At 63.3% G+C, this 18,121-nt stretch carries 17 protein-coding genes and 2 pseudogenes; 10 read left to right on the top strand and 9 right to left on the bottom strand.

The window, feature by feature from the left end:
• The first annotated feature begins 89 nt into the window (after positions 1–89).
• The 5 genes and pseudogenes from shn_RS28970 to shn_RS28945 all read left to right on the top strand — a co-directional run bounded on the left by shn_RS28970 (position 90) and on the right by shn_RS28945 (position 3,290).
• Positions 90–554, top strand: coding sequence for a DUF1348 family protein (locus shn_RS28970; protein ID WP_064334054.1), 465 nt, complete (start codon positions 90–92; stop codon positions 552–554).
• 129 nt (positions 555–683) lie between these two features.
• The gene (locus shn_RS28965; RefSeq protein WP_245337496.1) at positions 684–1,010 is read left to right on the top strand and encodes a hypothetical protein; all 327 of its coding nucleotides are present in this window, start codon (positions 684–686) and stop codon (positions 1,008–1,010) included.
• A 65-nt stretch (positions 1,011–1,075) separates the two neighbouring features.
• Positions 1,076–1,711 (top strand): annotated as a pseudogene (locus shn_RS28960) (LysR family transcriptional regulator); the annotation flags it as partial.
• 75 nt (positions 1,712–1,786) lie between these two features.
• A protein-coding gene (locus shn_RS28950; protein ID WP_145925869.1) for an IS3 family transposase occupies positions 1,787–3,006 on the top strand; the annotation gives its coding sequence in 2 pieces (ribosomal slippage) (positions 1,787–2,123 and positions 2,123–3,006; 1,221 coding nt in all).
• Between the two features lie 14 nt (positions 3,007–3,020).
• The gene (locus shn_RS28945) at positions 3,021–3,290 is read left to right on the top strand and encodes a LysR substrate-binding domain-containing protein (RefSeq protein WP_245337511.1); all 270 of its coding nucleotides are present in this window, start codon (positions 3,021–3,023) and stop codon (positions 3,288–3,290) included.
• A gap of 416 nt (positions 3,291–3,706) precedes the next feature.
• Here the strand turns inward: shn_RS28945 and shn_RS28940 are convergent, their stop codons facing one another.
• From shn_RS28940 to shn_RS28930, 3 genes are read right to left on the bottom strand one after another with little or no spacing between them, the layout of a single operon-like run.
• Entirely contained in the window at positions 3,707–5,146 is a 1,440-nt protein-coding gene (locus shn_RS28940) for an MFS transporter (protein WP_064333984.1), read from the bottom strand.
• Positions 5,139–5,786 (bottom strand): DsbA family oxidoreductase, encoded by a 648-nt coding sequence (locus shn_RS28935; RefSeq protein WP_064333983.1) that lies wholly within the window; start codon positions 5,784–5,786, stop codon positions 5,139–5,141. The genes shn_RS28940 and shn_RS28935 overlap by 8 nt, the downstream gene beginning before the upstream one ends.
• Positions 5,783–6,178: an antibiotic biosynthesis monooxygenase gene (locus shn_RS28930; RefSeq protein ID WP_064333982.1), complete on the bottom strand. Its 396-nt coding sequence runs from the start codon at positions 6,176–6,178 to the stop codon at positions 5,783–5,785. The genes shn_RS28935 and shn_RS28930 overlap by 4 nt, the downstream gene beginning before the upstream one ends.
• Before the next feature lie 157 nt (positions 6,179–6,335).
• On the opposite strand from shn_RS28930, the gene shn_RS28925 reads away from it, so the two are divergent.
• Positions 6,336–6,656, top strand: coding sequence for a helix-turn-helix domain-containing protein (locus tag shn_RS28925; protein ID WP_064333981.1), 321 nt, complete (start codon positions 6,336–6,338; stop codon positions 6,654–6,656).
• Between the two features lie 485 nt (positions 6,657–7,141).
• Entirely contained in the window at positions 7,142–7,405 is a 264-nt protein-coding gene (locus tag shn_RS28920) for a helix-turn-helix transcriptional regulator (RefSeq protein ID WP_064333980.1), read from the top strand.
• A 76-nt stretch (positions 7,406–7,481) separates the two neighbouring features.
• Here shn_RS28920 and shn_RS37655 read toward each other — a convergent pair.
• Together shn_RS37655 and shn_RS28915 are read right to left on the bottom strand one after the other, a co-directional pair.
• Positions 7,482–7,624, bottom strand: a pseudogene (locus shn_RS37655) (type II toxin-antitoxin system VapC family toxin); the annotation flags it as partial.
• Positions 7,625–7,649: 25 nt separating this feature from the next.
• On the bottom strand, positions 7,650–8,201 hold the full coding sequence (locus shn_RS28915; protein WP_168168991.1) for a TetR/AcrR family transcriptional regulator: 552 nt from the start codon (positions 8,199–8,201) through the stop codon (positions 7,650–7,652).
• 402 nt (positions 8,202–8,603) lie between these two features.
• Between shn_RS28915 and shn_RS28910 the strand changes: the two genes are divergently transcribed.
• The 3 genes from shn_RS28910 to shn_RS28900 are packed head-to-tail and all read left to right on the top strand — an operon-like array spanning position 8,604 to position 13,007.
• On the top strand, positions 8,604–10,754 hold the full coding sequence (locus shn_RS28910; RefSeq protein WP_064333979.1) for a TonB-dependent siderophore receptor: 2,151 nt from the start codon (positions 8,604–8,606) through the stop codon (positions 10,752–10,754).
• An 11-nt stretch (positions 10,755–10,765) separates the two neighbouring features.
• The gene (locus tag shn_RS28905) at positions 10,766–11,872 is read left to right on the top strand and encodes an ABC transporter substrate-binding protein (protein WP_371328628.1); all 1,107 of its coding nucleotides are present in this window, start codon (positions 10,766–10,768) and stop codon (positions 11,870–11,872) included.
• A gap of 28 nt (positions 11,873–11,900) precedes the next feature.
• Positions 11,901–13,007 carry a siderophore-interacting protein gene (locus shn_RS28900; RefSeq protein ID WP_064333977.1) on the top strand — a complete coding sequence of 369 codons (1,107 nt, stop codon included), beginning with the start codon at positions 11,901–11,903 and terminating at the stop codon, positions 13,005–13,007.
• A 119-nt stretch (positions 13,008–13,126) separates the two neighbouring features.
• Here shn_RS28900 and shn_RS28895 read toward each other — a convergent pair whose 3' ends face one another.
• The 4 genes from shn_RS28895 to shn_RS28880 all read right to left on the bottom strand — a co-directional run bounded on the left by shn_RS28895 (position 13,127) and on the right by shn_RS28880 (position 18,088).
• Positions 13,127–14,560, bottom strand: a complete 1,434-nt coding sequence (locus shn_RS28895) for an NAD(P)(+) transhydrogenase (Re/Si-specific) subunit beta (RefSeq protein ID WP_064333976.1) — start codon at positions 14,558–14,560, stop codon at positions 13,127–13,129.
• Positions 14,561–14,579: 19 nt separating this feature from the next.
• The gene (locus tag shn_RS28890) at positions 14,580–16,172 is read right to left on the bottom strand and encodes a Re/Si-specific NAD(P)(+) transhydrogenase subunit alpha (protein ID WP_064333975.1); all 1,593 of its coding nucleotides are present in this window, start codon (positions 16,170–16,172) and stop codon (positions 14,580–14,582) included.
• Between the two features lie 299 nt (positions 16,173–16,471).
• Positions 16,472–17,272 carry an ABC transporter ATP-binding protein gene (locus tag shn_RS28885; RefSeq protein ID WP_064333974.1) on the bottom strand — a complete coding sequence of 267 codons (801 nt, stop codon included), beginning with the start codon at positions 17,270–17,272 and terminating at the stop codon, positions 16,472–16,474.
• A 45-nt stretch (positions 17,273–17,317) separates the two neighbouring features.
• Positions 17,318–18,088, bottom strand: a complete 771-nt coding sequence (locus shn_RS28880; RefSeq protein ID WP_064333973.1) for an ABC transporter permease — start codon at positions 18,086–18,088, stop codon at positions 17,318–17,320.
• Positions 18,089–18,121: the final 33 nt, after the last annotated feature.

The raw sequence follows: 18,121 nt of genomic DNA, 5'->3' as shown, positions 1-18,121 counted from the left end.
CCGCCAAGAAGTTACAGATGTCACGCATGACGGTGACGTTATCGCGCCACCCCTTCCCTTTTCTTTGCAGCAACCCGAGGAGTTGAATGATGTCTCGTCCCCCGCTTCCCCCGTTCACCGAACAGAGTGCCATCGAAAAGATCCGCCTCGCGGAAGATGGCTGGAACAGTCGCGATCCGGCAAAGGTCGCTCTCGCCTATACCCTGGACACGCGGTGGCGCAACCGCGCCGAATTCGTGACCAACCGTGCAGAAGCGCAAGCCTTCCTGACCCGCAAGTGGAACAAGGAACTGGAATACCGCCTGATCAAGGAGCTCTGGGCCTTCACGGGAAACCGGATCGCAGTGCGCTACGCCTACGAGTACCGCGATGACAGCGGCCAATGGTTCCGCGCCTATGGCAACGAGAACTGGGAATTCGCCGAGGACGGCCTGATGCGGACCCGCCATGCCAGCATCAACGAACATCCGATCACCGAGGCCGATCGCAAGTTTCGCTGGCCGCTTGGCCGCCGGCCGGACGATCACCCCGGCCTGAGCGACTTCGGCTTTTAAAGCAATTCCAGCAAAGTGCGAAGCGGTCTCGCCTCCGGAACTTCATTAAAACAAAGAGTTAGAGTGTTTTCGCGATTCAAGGAAAAGCGCAAATGCTCTGGATCACGGTCCACGTTTGGGAGATAGACCATGACCGGGTTCAAGCTCGACGAGCGCATCCGACTGCCGGTGGAACTCGCGCTCACTGCGACGAGCAACGATTCTCTCCTGCTCCGGAAACAGGAAGAATCCGCCCGCGCCATAGGCATGACGGGTGCAGAGATCGACGTTGCACGAAGGGGGTTCAGCTTCGATGTCAAGACATCGATGGCGATAGCCCTGGCGCTGGCGGTTTGTGAAGAAAACCGTCAGCGCGCCCTTCGCACAGGCCTGTGCGCGCGAAGCTGCGCGGAAATCGAGAAGATGGCCGCGGCATTCCGGCAGTCGGGCTCCCGACCCACGGCCGGTTTCACATGAAGACTTGCTGCCTTGCCTACGACATCCCTACTATCGTCTCGAGCGCCGGGAAGAAGGGGAAGCGGATGGATCGTTGGCAGGCGATGCGGATTTTCGTGAAGGTCGCCGAAACCGAGAGTTTTGCAGAGACTGCCCGCCACCTGCATATGAGCGCGCCTGCGGTGACACGCGCCGTCGCTTCGCTTGAGGATCTCATCGGAGCCCGGCTGTTCGTGCGAACGACGCGCTCGGTGAAGATGACCGAGGCCGGATCGCGCTATTTCGAGGATTGCCGCCGGATCCTTGCGGACATCGCCGAAGCGGAGGCCGCAGCGGGAGGCTCCTATGCCACGCCGACGGGAACGCTTGCCCTGACCGCTTCAGTGTTGTTTGGTCAAATGCATGTGCTTCCGATCGTGATGGACTATCTCGACACGTATCCCGCCATGAAGGCCAAGACCCTTTTCGTTGATCGCCCCGTCAACATTGTCGATGAAGGGATCGATGTGGCCGTCCGTATCGGTCGTCTCCCGGACTCGGGTCTTTCGGCCATCAAGGTCGGCACTGTCCGGCGTGTCATCTGCGGATCGCCGGACTATTTCGAGCGTCATGGCACTCCGAACACGCCAGCGGACCTCAAGGATCACCGCATCGCCGCCTCGACAGGCGCCTGGGCCTCGCCTGAATGGCGGTTCGCCAACGAACAGCGCGTGACGATCGACGCCACTGAATTAGCCCCCGAAAGGCCCGGACATGCTCCCCCACTTAGCTAAGTGGGTAGGAGTAATGTTGGTAATATGACTGGTAGCAATTTTAAGATGGAAGTTCTCTCCGGGCCGGAACGTCGGCGGCGCTGGAGCACGGCAGAGAAGCTGGCGATCATTCAAGAGACCTACGAGGCGGACGCAACGGTGAGCATCGTCGCGCGTCGGCACGGCATCCAGCCGAACCAGTTGTTCGCCTGGCGCAAGCTGGCATCCCAGGGAGCACTGACGGCGACGGCCGCCGAAGAGGAGGTCGTTCCGGCATCCGAATACCGGGCGCTTCAGGCCCAGGTTAAGGAGTTGCAACGCCTGCTGGGCAAGAAGACGATGGAGAGCGAAATCCTCAAGGAAGCCCTCGAAATCGCCGGTGGCCCAAAAAAACGGATGTTGCGCTCGATCTCTCTGCCGAGAGGGATTTTGGAATGAAGACCATCTGCGAAACCTTGGGTGTCGCCCGCTCGAATATCGCTGCGCGTGCCACGGGTTCCCCTTCCAGAGCCAGAGGACGGCCGCCACTCCCGGATCGGGAGCTGGTGGAAGAAATCAGGGCCGTCATTGCCGACATGCCCACCTACGGCTATCGGCGGGTCCATGCCATCCTGCGCCGGAATGCCCGGAAAGACGGGCGTTCGTGGCCCAACGCCAAGCGCGTCTATCGGGTCATGAAGCTGCACAACCTGCTTCTGGTGCGCCACACCGGAGCGGTCGATGATCGCCGCCACGATGGTCAGGTCGCTGTCGAACGCTCCAACATCCGATGGTGCTCGGACGGCTTCGAGATCGGCTGCGACAACAAGGAGAAGGTCCGTGTCGCCTTCGCCCTCGACTGCTGCGACCGTGAGGCAATCGCCCATGTCGCCACCACGGAGGGCATCAAGAGCCAGGACGTGCAGGACCTCGTGATCACCGCCGTCGAGAACCGCTTCGGTCGCATCAACATGTTGTCCGAGCCCATCGAATGGCTCACCGACAACGGTTCGTGCTTCGTCGCCAGGGATACCGCATCCTTGCTCCGCGACATCGGCATGGAGCCGTGCACGACGCCCGTGCGCAGCCCGCAATCGAACGGCATGGCCGAGGCCTTCGTCAAAACCTTCAAGCGCGACTACGTCGCGGTGAACCCCACCCCGGATGCCGAAACCGTCATCGCGCAACTGCCGCTCTGGTTCGAGCACTACAACAATCTTCACCCGCACAGTGCTTTAGGATATCAATCACCGCGCGAGTTCATCAGCTCGCAATCTCAAACCTGAGCATGTCCGGTCTTTTGGGGGCAACTCCAGCCACCCTCCAATGCAACACCAACGAGGCGGCGATCACGTCCGCACGGCAAGGCTGGGGCCTGACGAGAGTTCTCCACTACCAGATCGGTCCGGCACTCATGGCAGGAGATCTGCAGATCGTGCTCAGCGAGTATGAAGAGCCGCCGATACCCATCCATATCCTGCATCCGGAGGGCCGCCATGCCTCCGCAAAGGTTCGGGCTTTCGTGGATATCGCTGCGATGCGCCTTCGCGAGAACCGTCTCCTCAACTGAGATCGTCGACGCCCCGGCCTTCCCGGAAATCCCGCTGAAACAGCCAACCTCTATTGTTGATGCCGTCCGTCTGGCGGTCACGCTGACCTTCGTTCTCGCCCACAACATTCTCCATACCTCTATCGCCCCTTCCTCGTGCCGTCGGGGTTGGGCGATCGCATCGATCTCATGCTTCTTGCCTTTGGCGCCGCTTCTCCGGTTCTTGGTCTTCGGGTTCCAGCACCGGGGCTGTCGTCGTCGCGCTTGGTGTGTGGAGCCTCGTCCACGCAATCGAAGGCCGGCGACGGATTGGTCGAACCGGCTTTTGCAACCGCGCCACGCCGGTCCAAGCCCATGGGGGTCCCTTCATCTCCGGCAGCCGGGTACCCCCCGGGTGCATGACGCTCGATCAGAGCAAGCCGGCGCCTGCCACATCGTCAAGGATCAATCTCGTCGCGGCCGCGTCCCCGTTTCGTGAACAGAAGGACGAAACCGACAGCAAAGGCGGCGAGCGGCGCGAACGCCAGGAGGAGAAAGGCATCCGAGAATGCCGCGACGCCGAAAGCATGAAATGGATTGTATGCTTCGCCGGCGCTTGCGCGAGCCGTGAGTATCCCGCCAACCAACACCGGCCCGGCCGCGCCGCCGAGAAAAAAGGCTCCGGAGAACACGCCCATTCCGGCACCGAGCTCGGCAGGACGCAAGGTGTTGGCGGCGGCATTGGTAAGCGGGGTCTGAACAAAGGCGAAGCCGGCAGAAACGCCGATCATGCCGAGCGCCAGCAGAAGGACGGAATTGCCGGTTCCAAAGGTGGAGATCGCCAGCAGCGCGAGCGCCATGACGGCAAGCCCCGCGAGAGTCGGCGTCCTCGCACCGTATTGATCGGAAAGCCTTCCAGCCGCAGGCGACAGCAACGCAGAAGCGACGGCACACGGTGTCAATGCCAGTCCAGCCATGCCCGGTGAAAGGCCGATTTCCCGCACCGCCAGCAGCGAGGCAAAGATGAGCGCCGACAGATTGGCCCCCATCGCCAGAAATGCCATCGCCGCAATGGCCAGATAGTCGCGGTTTGCAAACAGCGACGGCGGGACGAAAGGATGTTCCGCGCGGCGTATCCGCCATGCAAAGGCAATGGCCGCGACGATCGAAACGGCAAGGTAGCCCATGCCCTCCGGGCTGAGGAGACCTTGCGCAGACCCCTCCGCCATTGCCAGCAGCAGGGCGCCGGCTGCCGTTCCGAGCAGGACACCGCCCGCAAGATCGGCTCTGCGTTTCCCGGTCCCCTCATCCCTGGGCAATGCGTGCGGAAAAAACGGCAGCAGGAGCAATGCAAGAACAGCCGAACCAAAGAATAACGTCCGCCACCCCATCGTGTCCGTCAATATTCCGCCGATCGCGGGACCAGCGGCTGCGCCGATGCCCACGCTTGAGGCGAGCAGGCCGAATGCGCCGCCACGGTTACCCGCAGGCAGCGCCTTCGCGATCACCACGCTGGCGAGAGCCGGCACGGCGGCACCGCCCACGGCCTGAACGGCGCGCCCGATGATGAGGGTCACCAGGTCTTGCGAAAGCGCGCAGAGCAATCCGCCCAGCGCGAAGACGAGAAGACCAGACAGCAAGAACCGCCGTGCCCCAAAAGCATCCGACATACCGCCATAGAGCGGCACGGCAATGCCATAGGCGAGCGAGAAGCCCGTGAAGACCCAGGCGATTTCCGCGGACGACGCAGCGAATTCTTCCGCCATGTCGGCACCGGCCACATAGATCATCGAGTTCGACAGCACGGAGAGGAAGACTGCCGCCGCGATCACCGGCAGGAAAAACCGGGACGTGGCGCCCACTTCTTTTCGTAGTGCGCCTGTCACCGGCTCAGTCATGTTCCGCTCCCCGTCCATCGGCCAGCCTGGCCGCGAAAAGCCGTGCAAGATCTTCGGGGGACTGGATTCCGGGCAAAGGCTGACCGCCGTCGATGATCAGGGTGGGAACGCCGGTTACACCCCGCGCGCTGGCACCCTGCTCGTCCCGCCGTGTCTCTGCTGTGAATTCGTCGGCCTCCAGCGTCGCACGCACCGTGTCGCCGGCGAGACCGACCTGTGTTCCGAGTCTGAGGAGAACGGCAAGGTCCGCCACACTCAATCCTTCGGTATGGTAAGCGTGAAGCAGCCGCTCCATCATCGCATCGGCAAGGCCGTTCGCCGCAGCCAGGTGCACCAGCCTGTGAGCATCGAACGTGTTGACCGGACGCGCCAGATGCAGGTTGAGTTCCAGCCCTTCGGCAGCGCCGAGCGTCCGGATGCGCTCGATGCGCGCCGCGCCCTCCTGCTTGCCACGCCATTCAAGGATTTCCTCGGCCGCCGACGGGCCGGGCGTGCGGGACTGGTCCGGCGACAGCTCGAAGCTGCGCCATGTGACACACACCTCGTCCCTTCGATCCAACAAGGCCAGCGCGGCAGAGAGCCGACGCTTTCCGATGTAGCACCAGGGGCAAAGTATATCGGCGTAGATGTCGATGTTCATGATGTCGCCCGCCCATTGCCACGAGGAAGGCCACATGCCTCATCCGGCTGGTATGCGCCGGGTCCTGTCTGCGGATCGACCACGCGGACCAATTTGAAAGACCGCCGTTCGGCGGTGCAGGACAGGCCCCGCAGCGCCTGCTGAATCGCCTCCGAACGCCCCTTCGTGTCGGAAACGTCCTCGAAGTGCGCGAAGTCGGCTTCGCTTGCCCAACGGACGATGCATTTTACCCGCGTGCCATCCGCGCTGGCGAGAAACTGGGCCGAAAGGTAACCGGGATAGGGCGCGACCCATTGGCGTTGGATATCGGCGAAGGCCGAAATGACAGCTTCCTGCGTCTGCGGGCCGTCGACGATGTAGTCGATGATAGAAAAGAACTCTTCGATAGCCATGGCGGTTCTCCATCGCATGCCGGATATGGTTTCCAGTAGACTTACTATTGGAAAGCTCATAACGTTTGGCAAGAACGTACCTTGAGGTAAGCCCATCGTGAAAATAAACGGCCCGGTTCCGGGCGAGAGCCCGTTGAAGGCAGACTGCCCGTGTCGAATGGTCTTCGACCACCTGACCAGCCGCTGGGCGCTGCTCGTGCTGATCGCTCTCAGCGACGGCCCGCTGCGCTTCCATGCGCTTCGTGATTGCGTCGAAGGCGTCAGCGAGAAGATGCTGTCTCAAAGCCTGAAGACACTGGTCCGGGACGGGATGGTTTCACGACATGTAGAGCCGACCGTGCCACCGAGGGTGTCCTACGAACTGACCCATATCGGACAGGAAGTGTCCGAACCTCTTCGTGCGGTTTTCGAATGGATCGGTCACAGGGTGGAAGACATCAAGGCCGCCCAGTATCGCTATGATGCCACAGGAGCCTAGCGCTCCTTTGGCAGATCGATGGCAGGGTGTGCCCCGGGCCTGCTCTACCGTGCCGATACGACCGTCTGCACCATTTCATTTTCGATGGCATCTGGGATGACGAGCCGCTCAGGCATGAACTGGCACGGCAGGCGGATAGGATGGTCGGCGGAGACGATGCCTTTGACCCGTGAGATAACTACGATATCGCCGACATGGCCGAGAAGGGGGTGACGGTTCGCACGGATTTAAACCTTCCTTAGCTGCTGGAAACCGTTTATTTGTGCAACTCGAACCAATGCCGCTCGGCTTGGCCAGAGGTGTCATTCGTGATGTCGAAGTAATAAGGTTCTGACCTGAGCGGTCGGGAAACGGAGACAGTGCGTATTGCCCTGGCAAACGTTGACTATCTTGACGCACAGATCGCCGCTTCTGGCGAAGCCATTGCAGATATCGGCAACTTTCTCATCAAGCAGACCAATTCGTAAATTATAGTTTATTCGACAATGGCGAGCAAGCGCAAGAAGCCCGACACTGATCTTGGCACGATGATCCTGCGAAACATGGCAATGGTCATGGAGCGCGAGCGGGAGAAGCGCGAGCTGACGAAAAAAGAAATGGCCCGCCTCTGTGAGATCACCAGTCCGTTTTATTTCGCGATCCTCAACGCGACAGCGAACCCGTCCCTGCAGGTCATTACGCGGATCAGCACGAATTTGAAGGTTCCAATGCAAGAGCTGATGATGGGCATAAAATCCAGCGACGGTTGAACGTGATCGTGCAGGGCCTCGTCCGCTGATTTGCAGGCCGATGAGATAAACGCATTGGCTTTTAACGACTATGCCAGCCGAGATCGCCGGAAGTCATCGCCTCCTTGCAATCCAGGTCGGATATGAACTGCTCGACAAGAGGCGTGCCTTTTCCAGCATTTCGGGCATGGCAGGCCTGTCCCTGCCCGCGGCCTCAGCAAGCCGGCGCGTAAGCGACAAGTCGCTTCCATCCGCCCGGGCCGCGTCAGTCTGCCCTCTTTCCGGCGCCTCGCATGAACAGCTCCCACGCCTGCTCGAAATAGGCATCGCGAGCTTCGGTGGAGGCAAAGGCGGCGCTTCCGAGCATGGCATAGGTGATCGGCTTCACCGTCAGCGAATAGATGAGTTGATCGGCGATGAAGGCTGCCTCTCCTTTTGCAAGGTCACCGCTTGTCTGTGCGGTCTCGATCAGCTCGATCAGACAGCGGACGGTCGGATCGCTGCCCGCTCCGTCGGCAAGGCTCTGCCTGAACATCGCGGCTTCACTCAGGGTGATGCGTTTCATGGCGATTTGCTGCGGCTCGAGATGGGCGGTCAGGAACCAGTGGCCGGCCACCTTGAGCCGCTCCAGCGGCGCGCCCACGGGTGGAACGGTCATTTCGAGGCTACGCAGTGCCCTTGCGCGGATGCGCTCTATAACGCCGCGGAACAGCGCTTCCTTCGATGGGAAGCGCCTGTAGACCGTGTCCTTGCCGGCACCGCAGGCAGCCGCGATCTTCTCCATCGAGGTGCCCGCATAGCCCTGTGCCGCGAACATGCCGGTCGCGACATCGAGGATCCTGGCCGTCAGCTCTTCGGATTTCTGCCGCGACGGCCGACCGGTTTTCGAAGCACGGGCCTGTTCGTCGGGGCCTGATGCACCTTCGACACCGATTTCCGCGGCCGATCGCCGAACGCCATCCGCCATGCTCCGCTCCGACATCGCTGAATTTCCCATCATGCTCGTTTGCGCCCTTCCTTAGCAGACTCCACCGCCCCCGCCCAACCCTTGGCCGACCGCGGGTGTCGGGCAAGGCGGCGCCAAAAATATGAGTTACAAACTCATATAATTAACTGGACACTACCGTCCCGTTTGATTAATAGACGACTCCGACCGGCCAGGCAAATGCCTGCCGCCGTGATGGTGTCCGAGGGTCGGACAAGGGGCTGGGGATACACAATGGGACGCAAGCTGACCTACCTTCTCGCAACTGCCAGCCTCCTGCCCTTGCAGGTTGCCGGCGCGCACGCTCAGGACGCCGCCACCCGGCTCGAGACGATCGTCGTCGAGGGTGAAAGCGAAGCCCCGCGGAAGGGCGACCGTTATGTCGTCAGTCGGACGACCACCGCGACCAAGGGCGCGACGCCAGTCGAGAGCACGCCCCAATCGACGACGACCGTCAGCCGCAAGCAGATCGATGACCAGAACGCCCAGACGGTGCAGAGCGCACTGAACTATACGGCAGGCGTTCTTTCCAGCGTCGATGAGAACAGCCGCTTCGACAGCCTCTCCATTCGCGGCTTCGGCGGCTTCTTCAGCGCCATGCGGACCGTCGACTATCTCGATGGCTTGAAGCTTCCGCGCGGCCAGGCATGGGGCATACCGCAGATCGACCCCTTCCTGCTCGACCGGATCGACGTGCTCAAGGGTCCGTCGGCGGTTCTCTATGGCCAGGGAAGCCCCGGCGGGCTCGTCAACCAGATCAGCACCATGCCGAGTGCCGACCCGTCCCACGAGCTGCGCCTTGAGACCGGCAGCCATGGCCGGGTCCAGGCCGGCGTCAGGAGCCGCGGCGCACTGAGCGAGGACGGCGTCCTGCAATATTCGTTCAGCGCGATCGGCCGCCAGTCCGGCACGCGCCATGAAGACGTGGACGAACAGCGCCTTGCGGTCGCGCCGGCGCTGACATGGCAGCCGGACGAGGACACGAGCCTGACGCTGCTCGGCTTCTACCAGAAGGACCCCGAAGGCGGCTACTTCAACCACATCTATCCGCGCTTTCTGGCGCCGGCCGCATACCGCCCCTACCTGACCGGCAGCCTCAATGTCGGCGACCCCTCGTATGACAGCTATGACCGCGACCAGTTCGGCATCGGCTACATCTTCGAGCACCGCTTCAACGATGCGGTGAAAGTGGGCTCGCGCCTGCGCTATGGCGGCCTTGATTCGACATTCCGGACCCTTCAGATCTCAGGGCCGCTCACTCCCGACGGCCTGCTGCCGCGCTGGGCGGCGCACTCGGCGGAAAGCGTGCGCGGCGTGAGCGCCGACAACAACGTGGAACTGAGCTTCGCGACGGCGGCCCTGGAGCACAAGGTCCTCGTCGGCGTCGATGTCCAGCGCTCGACAAGCGATTTCCTGTTCCTGCTCGGCGGCGCCCAGCCGCTCGACGTGACAAATCCGCAGTACGACCTTCCCATCGGGCCGTTCGCCACCTTCACGGATGCAAAGCAGGATTTGCGGCAGACCGGGATATATCTCCAGGATCAGATGACCCTCGGCAATCTGCATATTCTGCTGGGCGGCCGCTACGACTGGTCCCGGGAAGGGTCGCTCAACCGTCTCACGGGCGTTCGGCGCAACCAGACGGAACGCGCGGCCAGCTACCGGGCGGGCCTGCTCTACGAGTTCGACAACGGCATCGCACCCTATCTCAGCTATTCGACTTCCTTCGAGCCCATCGTCGGTGTCGGATCGGACGGCCAGCCTTTCGTGCCCACGGAAGCCGAGCAGTTCGAGATAGGCGTCAAATATTCGCCCGACAGCCTCGATGCCATCTTCACCCTCGCCGCCTTCGACATCAAGCAGGAGAATGTCCTGACGCCCGGCCCCGTGCCTGGCTTCAGCATCCAGCAGGGCGAAGTCCGGTCCCGCGGCATCGAGTTCGAAGCGCGTGGGAACGCGACCGACAATCTCGAACTGATCGCAGCCGTCACGCTGCTCGAAACCGAGATCTCCCGATCGAACGTCGTTCCGTCGATCGTCGGCAACCGGCCGCAGGGCGTGCCGCGGTATTTCGGCTCGCTTTGGGCGAACTACACCTTCGATGACGACGTGTTCGATGGCCTTTCGGTCGGGGCCGGGGTCCGGATCGTCGGCAGCAGCTACGCGGACGATGCAAACGCCGTGCGCACGCCGGGTTACGCACTGGTGGACGCGGCCCTGCGCTATGATCTCGGCGCGGCCAACCCGGCCTTCAAGGGGGCGGAGGCGACCCTCAACGTCACGAACCTTTTCGACAGGGACTATTATTCGGGTTGCAGCAACGGTTTCTACTGCCAGGTCGGCAAGGGCCGCGAAGTCGTGGCCGGCCTTCGCTATCGCTGGTGACAGGCATGCGGATGAACCGAAGACGCTTCCTGACGCTTGCCGCAGCAGCCCTCTCCGGCCCGGCTCTCGGCGCCGGTCCGCGGGCGATCACGGTAACGGACATGGCGGGACGCACGGTGGAGCTTGCGGCACCACCGCAACGCATCGTGCTTCTGGAGGCGCGCGACATCCTCACCATGTCCATGCTGCATCCCGACCCGGCACGGCTCGTCGTCGGCTGGGCCGCGGTCGAGCGCATAGACAGCGACGATCTCCATTCCGCCTACAGCACGGGTTTCGACATCGCCCTGGTCGGCCGGCAGACGCCGGAAACCGTCTCGCTGGAGGGTCTGATATCCCTGCAACCCGATCTCGTCGTCGCCACCGCCTACATGGCGCCGGGAAACGGGGCCGGCGCTCTGTCCGAACGGCTTGCGGAACTTGGCATTCCCGTCCTGTTCAGCAGCAGCTTCAGCAATGACGCGGCAGGCAAGGCGCCCTCGCCGCTCGAGGAACTGCCGCGCCTGATGCACATGTGGGGCGCGATCCTGGACCGCCGCCGGGAGGCCGAGGCCTTCCTGACCTTCCATCAGCAGAAAATCGAGCGGCTGCAAAAACGCCTGGCGGGCGTGACGCCGCGCAAGACCTATTTCGAAGTCGGCTCGCTCTACGATGATTGCTGCTGGGCCGTTGGCCGGGACATCTGGGGCACGCTTCTGGAAGCGGCCGGCGGCCGCGGGCTTGATGCCGCATCCTCCCCGTGGGCCGCAAAGATCCAGCTCGAACAGCTACTCGCGGAAGGCGCCGACGTCTATATCGCGACGGGCGGCGGCTATGCGAACACCACGAGGCCCGCGATCGGCCCCGGCCTTCCCGAAGCCGAAGCGCGCGCCGGGCTGGAGCGCCTCACCGGCCGGCCCGGCTTTCACCTCTTGAAGGCTGTGGAGCGGAAGCAGGTGCATGGCATCTGGACGGGGCTGATCACCGCCCAGCCGCTCAACCTCCTCTTCCTGGAAGTCGCCGCCAGATGGCTGCATCCCGATCGCTGCCACGACATCCATCCGCACGAAACGCTGGCGGAATTGAACCGGCGCTTCCTGGCAAGACCGATCGCCGGCCCGTGCTGGGTCAGCCTCTGACACCCCCGGAAATCCCTGGAGTTTGGCCATGTCGAGCCTAAAGGCGCACACCACGATCACATTTTCCGATCTGACGCGATATCTGGACAAGATCGTCACCTTGCTCGGCGATCACGACATGCAGGTTCGTTTCGCGGACGGCACCCATGTCGCGGCGTCGCCCTATGGCACCGTTCGCGTGCGGCCCGCCGGCCAGATGCTTCACATTGCGGTGGAAGCCGAAAATGGCGCATCCCTCAACCGCCTGAAGAACGCCCTCACCGGCCTGGTCGATTTCGTCGCGCGGGCCGAGGATCCCGACATCACCTGGACCGGCGACAAGGCCGGCGACACATGGCCACCGGACTTTCGGGTCCTGACGGTGCGCGCCGTGCGCGACCTGACACCGCGGATGCGCCGCATCCGCTTCGCCGGGGAAAACCTCGCCCATTACGACGTGCCCGATCAGATCCATTGTCGCCTGCTGTTCCAGCCGCATGGCGAGCCGAATCCCGAATGGCCGAGGCTCGGCGACAATGGACGGCTGGTCTGGCCGAAGGGCGGGCAACAGCTCGCATCGCGCATCTACACGATGCGGACCGTCGATGCGGCAACGGGCATGCTGGAGGTCGACTTCTATCTGCACGATGCCGGCGGTGCCGGCGTCGAATGGGCCCGCAAAGCGGCACCGGGCGCGCTCGTCGGCCTGCTCGGCCCGGGCGCTCACGGGCCCAAGCCTGCAGGATGGAACGTCTATGTCGGCGACGAGACGGGCCTGCCGGGCATGGCCCGCATGATCGAGGCGTTGCCGCGGGACGCAAGGGGTATCGCTCTCATCGAGGTGGCCGAACAGGCCGAGGAACAACCGATCGCCGCACCAGGCGGCGTCGACATACGCTGGTTTCACAGGCACGGCCGGCCGCCGGGCACTCCGGATCCCCTGGTGCAGGCGGTTCGATCCCTCGACTGGCCCGCCGACAAGGAGGGCACCTTCTTCTGGTGTGGCTGCGAATATTCGACCTTCCGGGAAATCCGTCAGTTCCTGCGCGAGACAGTCGAGCTGCCGAACCACCGGCAGGTCGCCTTCTCCCATTGGCGTCGCGGCCTGAGCAATGACGAAATCATCGCCGCCGGCGGAGATGTCGTCGCCGGTTGACGCCCGCATGCCTTACAGGGAAAGGCGGCCCCCCGCCTCCGGCAGAGGGACCGCCGCCTTTGCCTCTCCCGTCCGGCCTGGAGAAAACGCAGCATAGGCGACGGTCCTGGTCCTCTGAATTACGCCAGTGCCGGCAACAACTGATCGATGCTCTTCTTCGCATCTCCATAGAACATGCGTGTATTGTCCTTGTAGAAGAGCGGGTTCTCGATGCCGGAATATCCGGTGCCCTGGCCGCGCTTGGAGACGAACACCTGCCTGGCCTTCCACACTTCGAGGACGGGCATGCCCGAGATCGGCGAGTTCGGGTCTTCCTGGGCGGCCGGGTTGACGATGTCGTTCGAGCCGATGACGATGACGACGTCGGTGTTCGGGAAGTCCTCGTTGATCTCGTCCATCTCCAGCACGATGTCGTAGGGGACCTTGGCTTCGGCGAGCAGCACGTTCATGTGGCCCGGCAGGCGGCCGGCGACGGGGTGGATGGCGAAGCGCACGGTCTTGCCGGAAGCCCGCAGTTTTCGCGTGAGTTCCGAGACCGATTGCTGGGCCTGCGCCACCGCCATGCCGTAGCCCGGCACGATGACGATGCTGTCGGCCTCGTTGAGCGCGGCGACGACGCCCTCCGCATCGATGGCGATCTGCTCGCCCGTGATCTCCATCTGCGGGCCGGCCGTCGCGCCGAAGCCGCCGAGGATGACCGAGACGAAGGAGCGGTTCATCGCCTTGCACATGATGTAGGAGAGGATCGCACCCGAGGAGCCGACCAGCGCGCCGGTGACGATCAGGAGATCGTTGCCGAGCGTGAAGCCGATGGCCGCTGCCGCCCAGCCGGAATAGCTGTTCAGCATCGACACGACGACCGGCATGTCGGCGCCGCCGATGCCCATGATCAGGTGATAGCCGATGAAGAAGGCGGCGAGCGTCATGAGAACAAGCGTCCAGGCCCCGGCGCCGTTGACGTAGAGGATGAGCAGGACGAGCGACAGCAGCGCCGCGCCGGCATTGAGGGCATGGCCGCCCGGCAGCTTCCTCGCCTTGCCGTCGACCTTGCCGGCGAGCTTGCCGAAGGCGACGACCGAGCCGGTGAAGGTGACCGCGCCGATGAAGACGCCGAGGAACACCTCGACCTTCAGGATCGTGAGCTCGACCGGCTCCTTGTGGGCGAGGAGCGCGGCAAAGCCGGTCAGCGCGGAGCGGCCGGCCTCGTCGAGCCCGGCGACATGGGCCGCCTCGATATGGGCGTTGAAGCCGATGAAGACGGCGGCAAGGCCGACGAAGGAGTGCAGCGCCGCGACGAGCTGCGGCATCTCCGTCATCTGCACGCGTGAGGCGACGTAAGCCCCGAGCACCGCGCCGCCCGATATCATCAGCACGATGACGAACCCGTTGCCGACATCGGGCCCGAAGACCGTGGCGATGACGGCAAGGCCCATGCCCACCATGCCGTACCAGACGGCGCGCTTGGCGCTTTCCTGGCCGGACAGGCCACCGAGCGAGAGGATGAAGAGGATGGCTGCCGCGATATAGGCGGCCGAAACGATACCGATCGTCATGTTGATGAGCCCTACCCGATCAGGATTTCTGGAACATGGCGAGCATGCGCCGGGTGACGAGGAAGCCGCCGACGATGTTGATCGTGGCGATCAGCACCGAGAGCGCCGCCAGCACCACCACCAGCCCGTTGCCGGAGCCGATCTGCAGCAGCGCGCCGAGGATGACGATGCCGGAGACCGCATTGGTGACGGCCATCAGCGGCGTGTGCAGCGAATGCGAGACGTTCCAGATCACCTGGAAGCCGACGAAGCAGGCGAGCACGAAGACGATGAAGTGGCTCATGAAGGCGGCGGGCGCGAAGGCCCCGACGATCAGGAGAGCCGCCGTGCCGACGGCCAGCAGCGCAAGCTGGTTCTTCGTCCCGGCCTTGAAGGCGGCGGCCTCGGCCGCGCGCTTTTCCTCCGGCGTCGGTTCCTTGGCCTTCTCCTTGGGTTTCTGTGCGGCGATGGCCGCGATCTTCGGCGGCGGCGGCGGCCAGGTGATCGCGCCTTCGAAGGTGACCGTCGCCCCACGGATGACGTCGTCCTCCATGTTGTGCACGATGACGCCGTCCTTGCCGGGCGTCAGGTCCGTCAGCATGTGGCGGATATTGGTGGCATAGAGCGCGGAGGACTGGGCGGCCATGCGGCTCGGGAAGTCCGTATAGCCGATGACGGTGACGCCGTTGTCCGAGACGATCTTCTGGTCGGCGACCGTCAGGTCGCAATTGCCGCCGCGTTCGGCGGCGAGGTCGACGACGACGGAGCCCGGCTTCATCGCCGCCACCATGTCGGCGAGCCACAGTTTTGGCGCGTCACGGCCGGGGATCAGCGCCGTGGTGATGACGATGTCCATCTGCGGGGCAAGCTCACGGAACTTCGCAAGCTGCGTCTCGCGGAACTCGGGCGAGGACGGGGCGGCATAGCCGCCGGTCACAGCACCATCCTGCTGGCCGCCCCCCTGACCATCGGCAAAGTCGAGATAGACGAACTCGGCGCCCATCGACTCGATCTGCTCGGCGACCTCGGGACGCACGTCGAAGGCATAGGTCTGCGCGCCGAGCGAGGTGGCGACGCCGATGGCGGCAAGGCCCGCAACGCCCGCGCCGATGACCAGCACCCTGGCCGGCGGCACCTTGCCGGCGGCGGTGATCTGGCCGGTGAAGAAGCGGCCGAAATGGTTGCCCGCCTCGATCACCGCGCGGTAGCCGGCGATGTTGGCCATCGACGACAGCGCGTCCATCTTCTGCGCTCGGCTGATACGCGGCACCATGTCCATGGCGATGACGGTCGCGCCCTTCGAACGGGCCTGCTCCAGCAGTTCGGCATTCTGGCCGGGGTAGAAGAACGAGACCAGCGTCTTGCCGGGCGACAGGAGGCCGACCTCTGCCGTCGTCGGCGGGCGGACCTTGACGATCACGTCCGATGCCGCCACCAGCGCAGCCGCATCCTCCACCACCGTCACCCCGGCCGCACGGTAGGCATCGTCCGATATGCCCGACCCCTCCCCGGCGCCCGCCTCCACAAGGCATGCGTGGCCCAGCTTCTGCAACTGCATGGCGGATTCGGGCGTCAGCGCGACACGTAACTCTCCAATGGCCAGCTCCTTGAGAGCCCCAACCTTCTGTCCCATTTCTTTCCCGGCAAAGCCGGCCCTCTTATATGGCGTATGTTGCGAAAACCGCCGAGAGGTGAGCGGCGCAGTTGGGAGGGACCCCGAAATGCGGCGCTCGGACCGGCGAATTCAATCCAGATGTTCGGCGGCCGCGCGTGCTGGACCCCTTCCGGTGGAACGGTGGTCGCCCGCATTGCTTCGGCCCTGTGTTCTCCGACAAGTCCGGACGCTAGTCACGCGAGCTGCTCTTGCGTCCGAAATTGCGTTAAAACAAGGAGTTAGAGTGTTTTCGCGCTTCGAAGAAAGGCGGAAATGCTCTAGTGCGCGACCAGAATGCCCTTGGCCTCGAAGATGTCGCGAATCTTGCGGACATAGCCGTGATAATCCTTGTTCTCATGTATCCTGCTCCACTGGCGGGGGCGGGGCATGTCGATATTGAGGTCGAGGTCGACGCGGCCTGGACGGGGCGACATCACCAGCACGCGGTCCGCGAGAAACACCGCCTCGTCAATGCCGTGGGTGATGAACAGCACGGTGTTGCCAAGCCGCATCCACATGGACTGGAGATCCATGATCATCTGTTCGCGCGTCAGCGCATCGAGCGCGCCGAACGGCTCGTCCATCAGCAGGAGGCCGGGCTCCTGGATCAGCGCACGGCAGATCGCCACGCGCTGGCGCATGCCGCCGGAAAGCTCGGAGGGATATTTGTTGCCGAACCCTTCGAGCCCGACCTGGGCCAGCAGTTCCTCCGCACGGCCCCGGTATCTGGCGACATCCAGCCTTTTGATCTCGATGGGCAGCAGGATGTTTTCGAGCACGGTGCGCCAGTAAAGCAGGAGATCGGACTGGAAGACGACGCCGATCTTGGGATGCGGCTTGCTGATGGCCTCCCCATCGATGGCGATCGTGCCGGTCGAGGCTCCGATCAGGCCGGCAAGCAGCGACAGAAGCGTGCTCTTGCCGCAACCGCTCGGCCCGACCACGGCGACAAATGTGCCGGGCTCGAACTTGAGGTCGATCTTGTCGAGCGCCACGACATCTTCGTCTTCGCGCGTCTTGTAGATCTTCGAGAGCCGGGAGATGTCGACCGCCGCACCCGTCTGGACAATGGCATTCATGGAATTACCTCACCTGAATCTTTCGATGTTTGAGCGGCCGCCGGCCTATTTTGTGTCGCGCTTGTAGGTGACGCGGCTCTCGACGAAGTCGATGACGAAATAGAGCATGACACCAAGCCCGGAGATGGCGACGACGGTCGCGAAATTCAGCGTGGTGTCGAACAGGGAGTTGGCCTGGAGCTGCAGGTAGCCAAGCCCGCGTTCGGCAGCGACGTATTCGCCGATGACCGCACCGATGACGGCAAGCGACACCGCCACTTTGAACCCCCCGAATATGTTGGGAAGCGCCGCCGGCAGGCGCACCTTGAAGAAGGTCTGCCATTCGCTGGCCCCCATGGAGCGAACGAGGTTGACGAGGTTTTTGTCCAGCGCCTGGAGACCGACGACGGTCGAGATGACGATGGGAAAGAACGAAATCAAAAAGGCGAGCGTGATCTTCGGCGCCCAGCCATAGCCCAGATAGAGCACCAGCAGCGGCGCCAGCGCCACCTTCGGCACGGTCTGCAGCGCGACGAGGATTGGATAGATGGCACGCTCGAACGCACGCGAGTAGAATATCGCGAGCGCCAGGGGTATGCCGACCAGCACGCCCATCGCAAATCCGGAAACGACCTCGAACAGGGTGACGTAGGCATGGGTGGCGAGCAGGGGAAGCTCGTTGACGATCCGCGTGGCGATCGCCACCGGTGTCGGCAGGACGAATTCCGAAAGCCCGGAAAGCGGAACCAGGACCTGCCAGGCCGCAAGCAACACGGTCGCGAGAATGACCGCCGAATAGCGTTCGAGCCATGGTCCTCGCGATTTCTTCCTGCGCATGGCCTTGTCCTGCTTTGACTGCGCGCGATCGGC

The sequence above is a fragment of the Shinella sp. HZN7 genome, from assembly GCF_001652565.1.
GTDB classification, from domain to species: domain Bacteria; phylum Pseudomonadota; class Alphaproteobacteria; order Rhizobiales; family Rhizobiaceae; genus Shinella; species Shinella granuli.
This window is presented reverse-complemented; position numbering and strand designations above follow the sequence as displayed.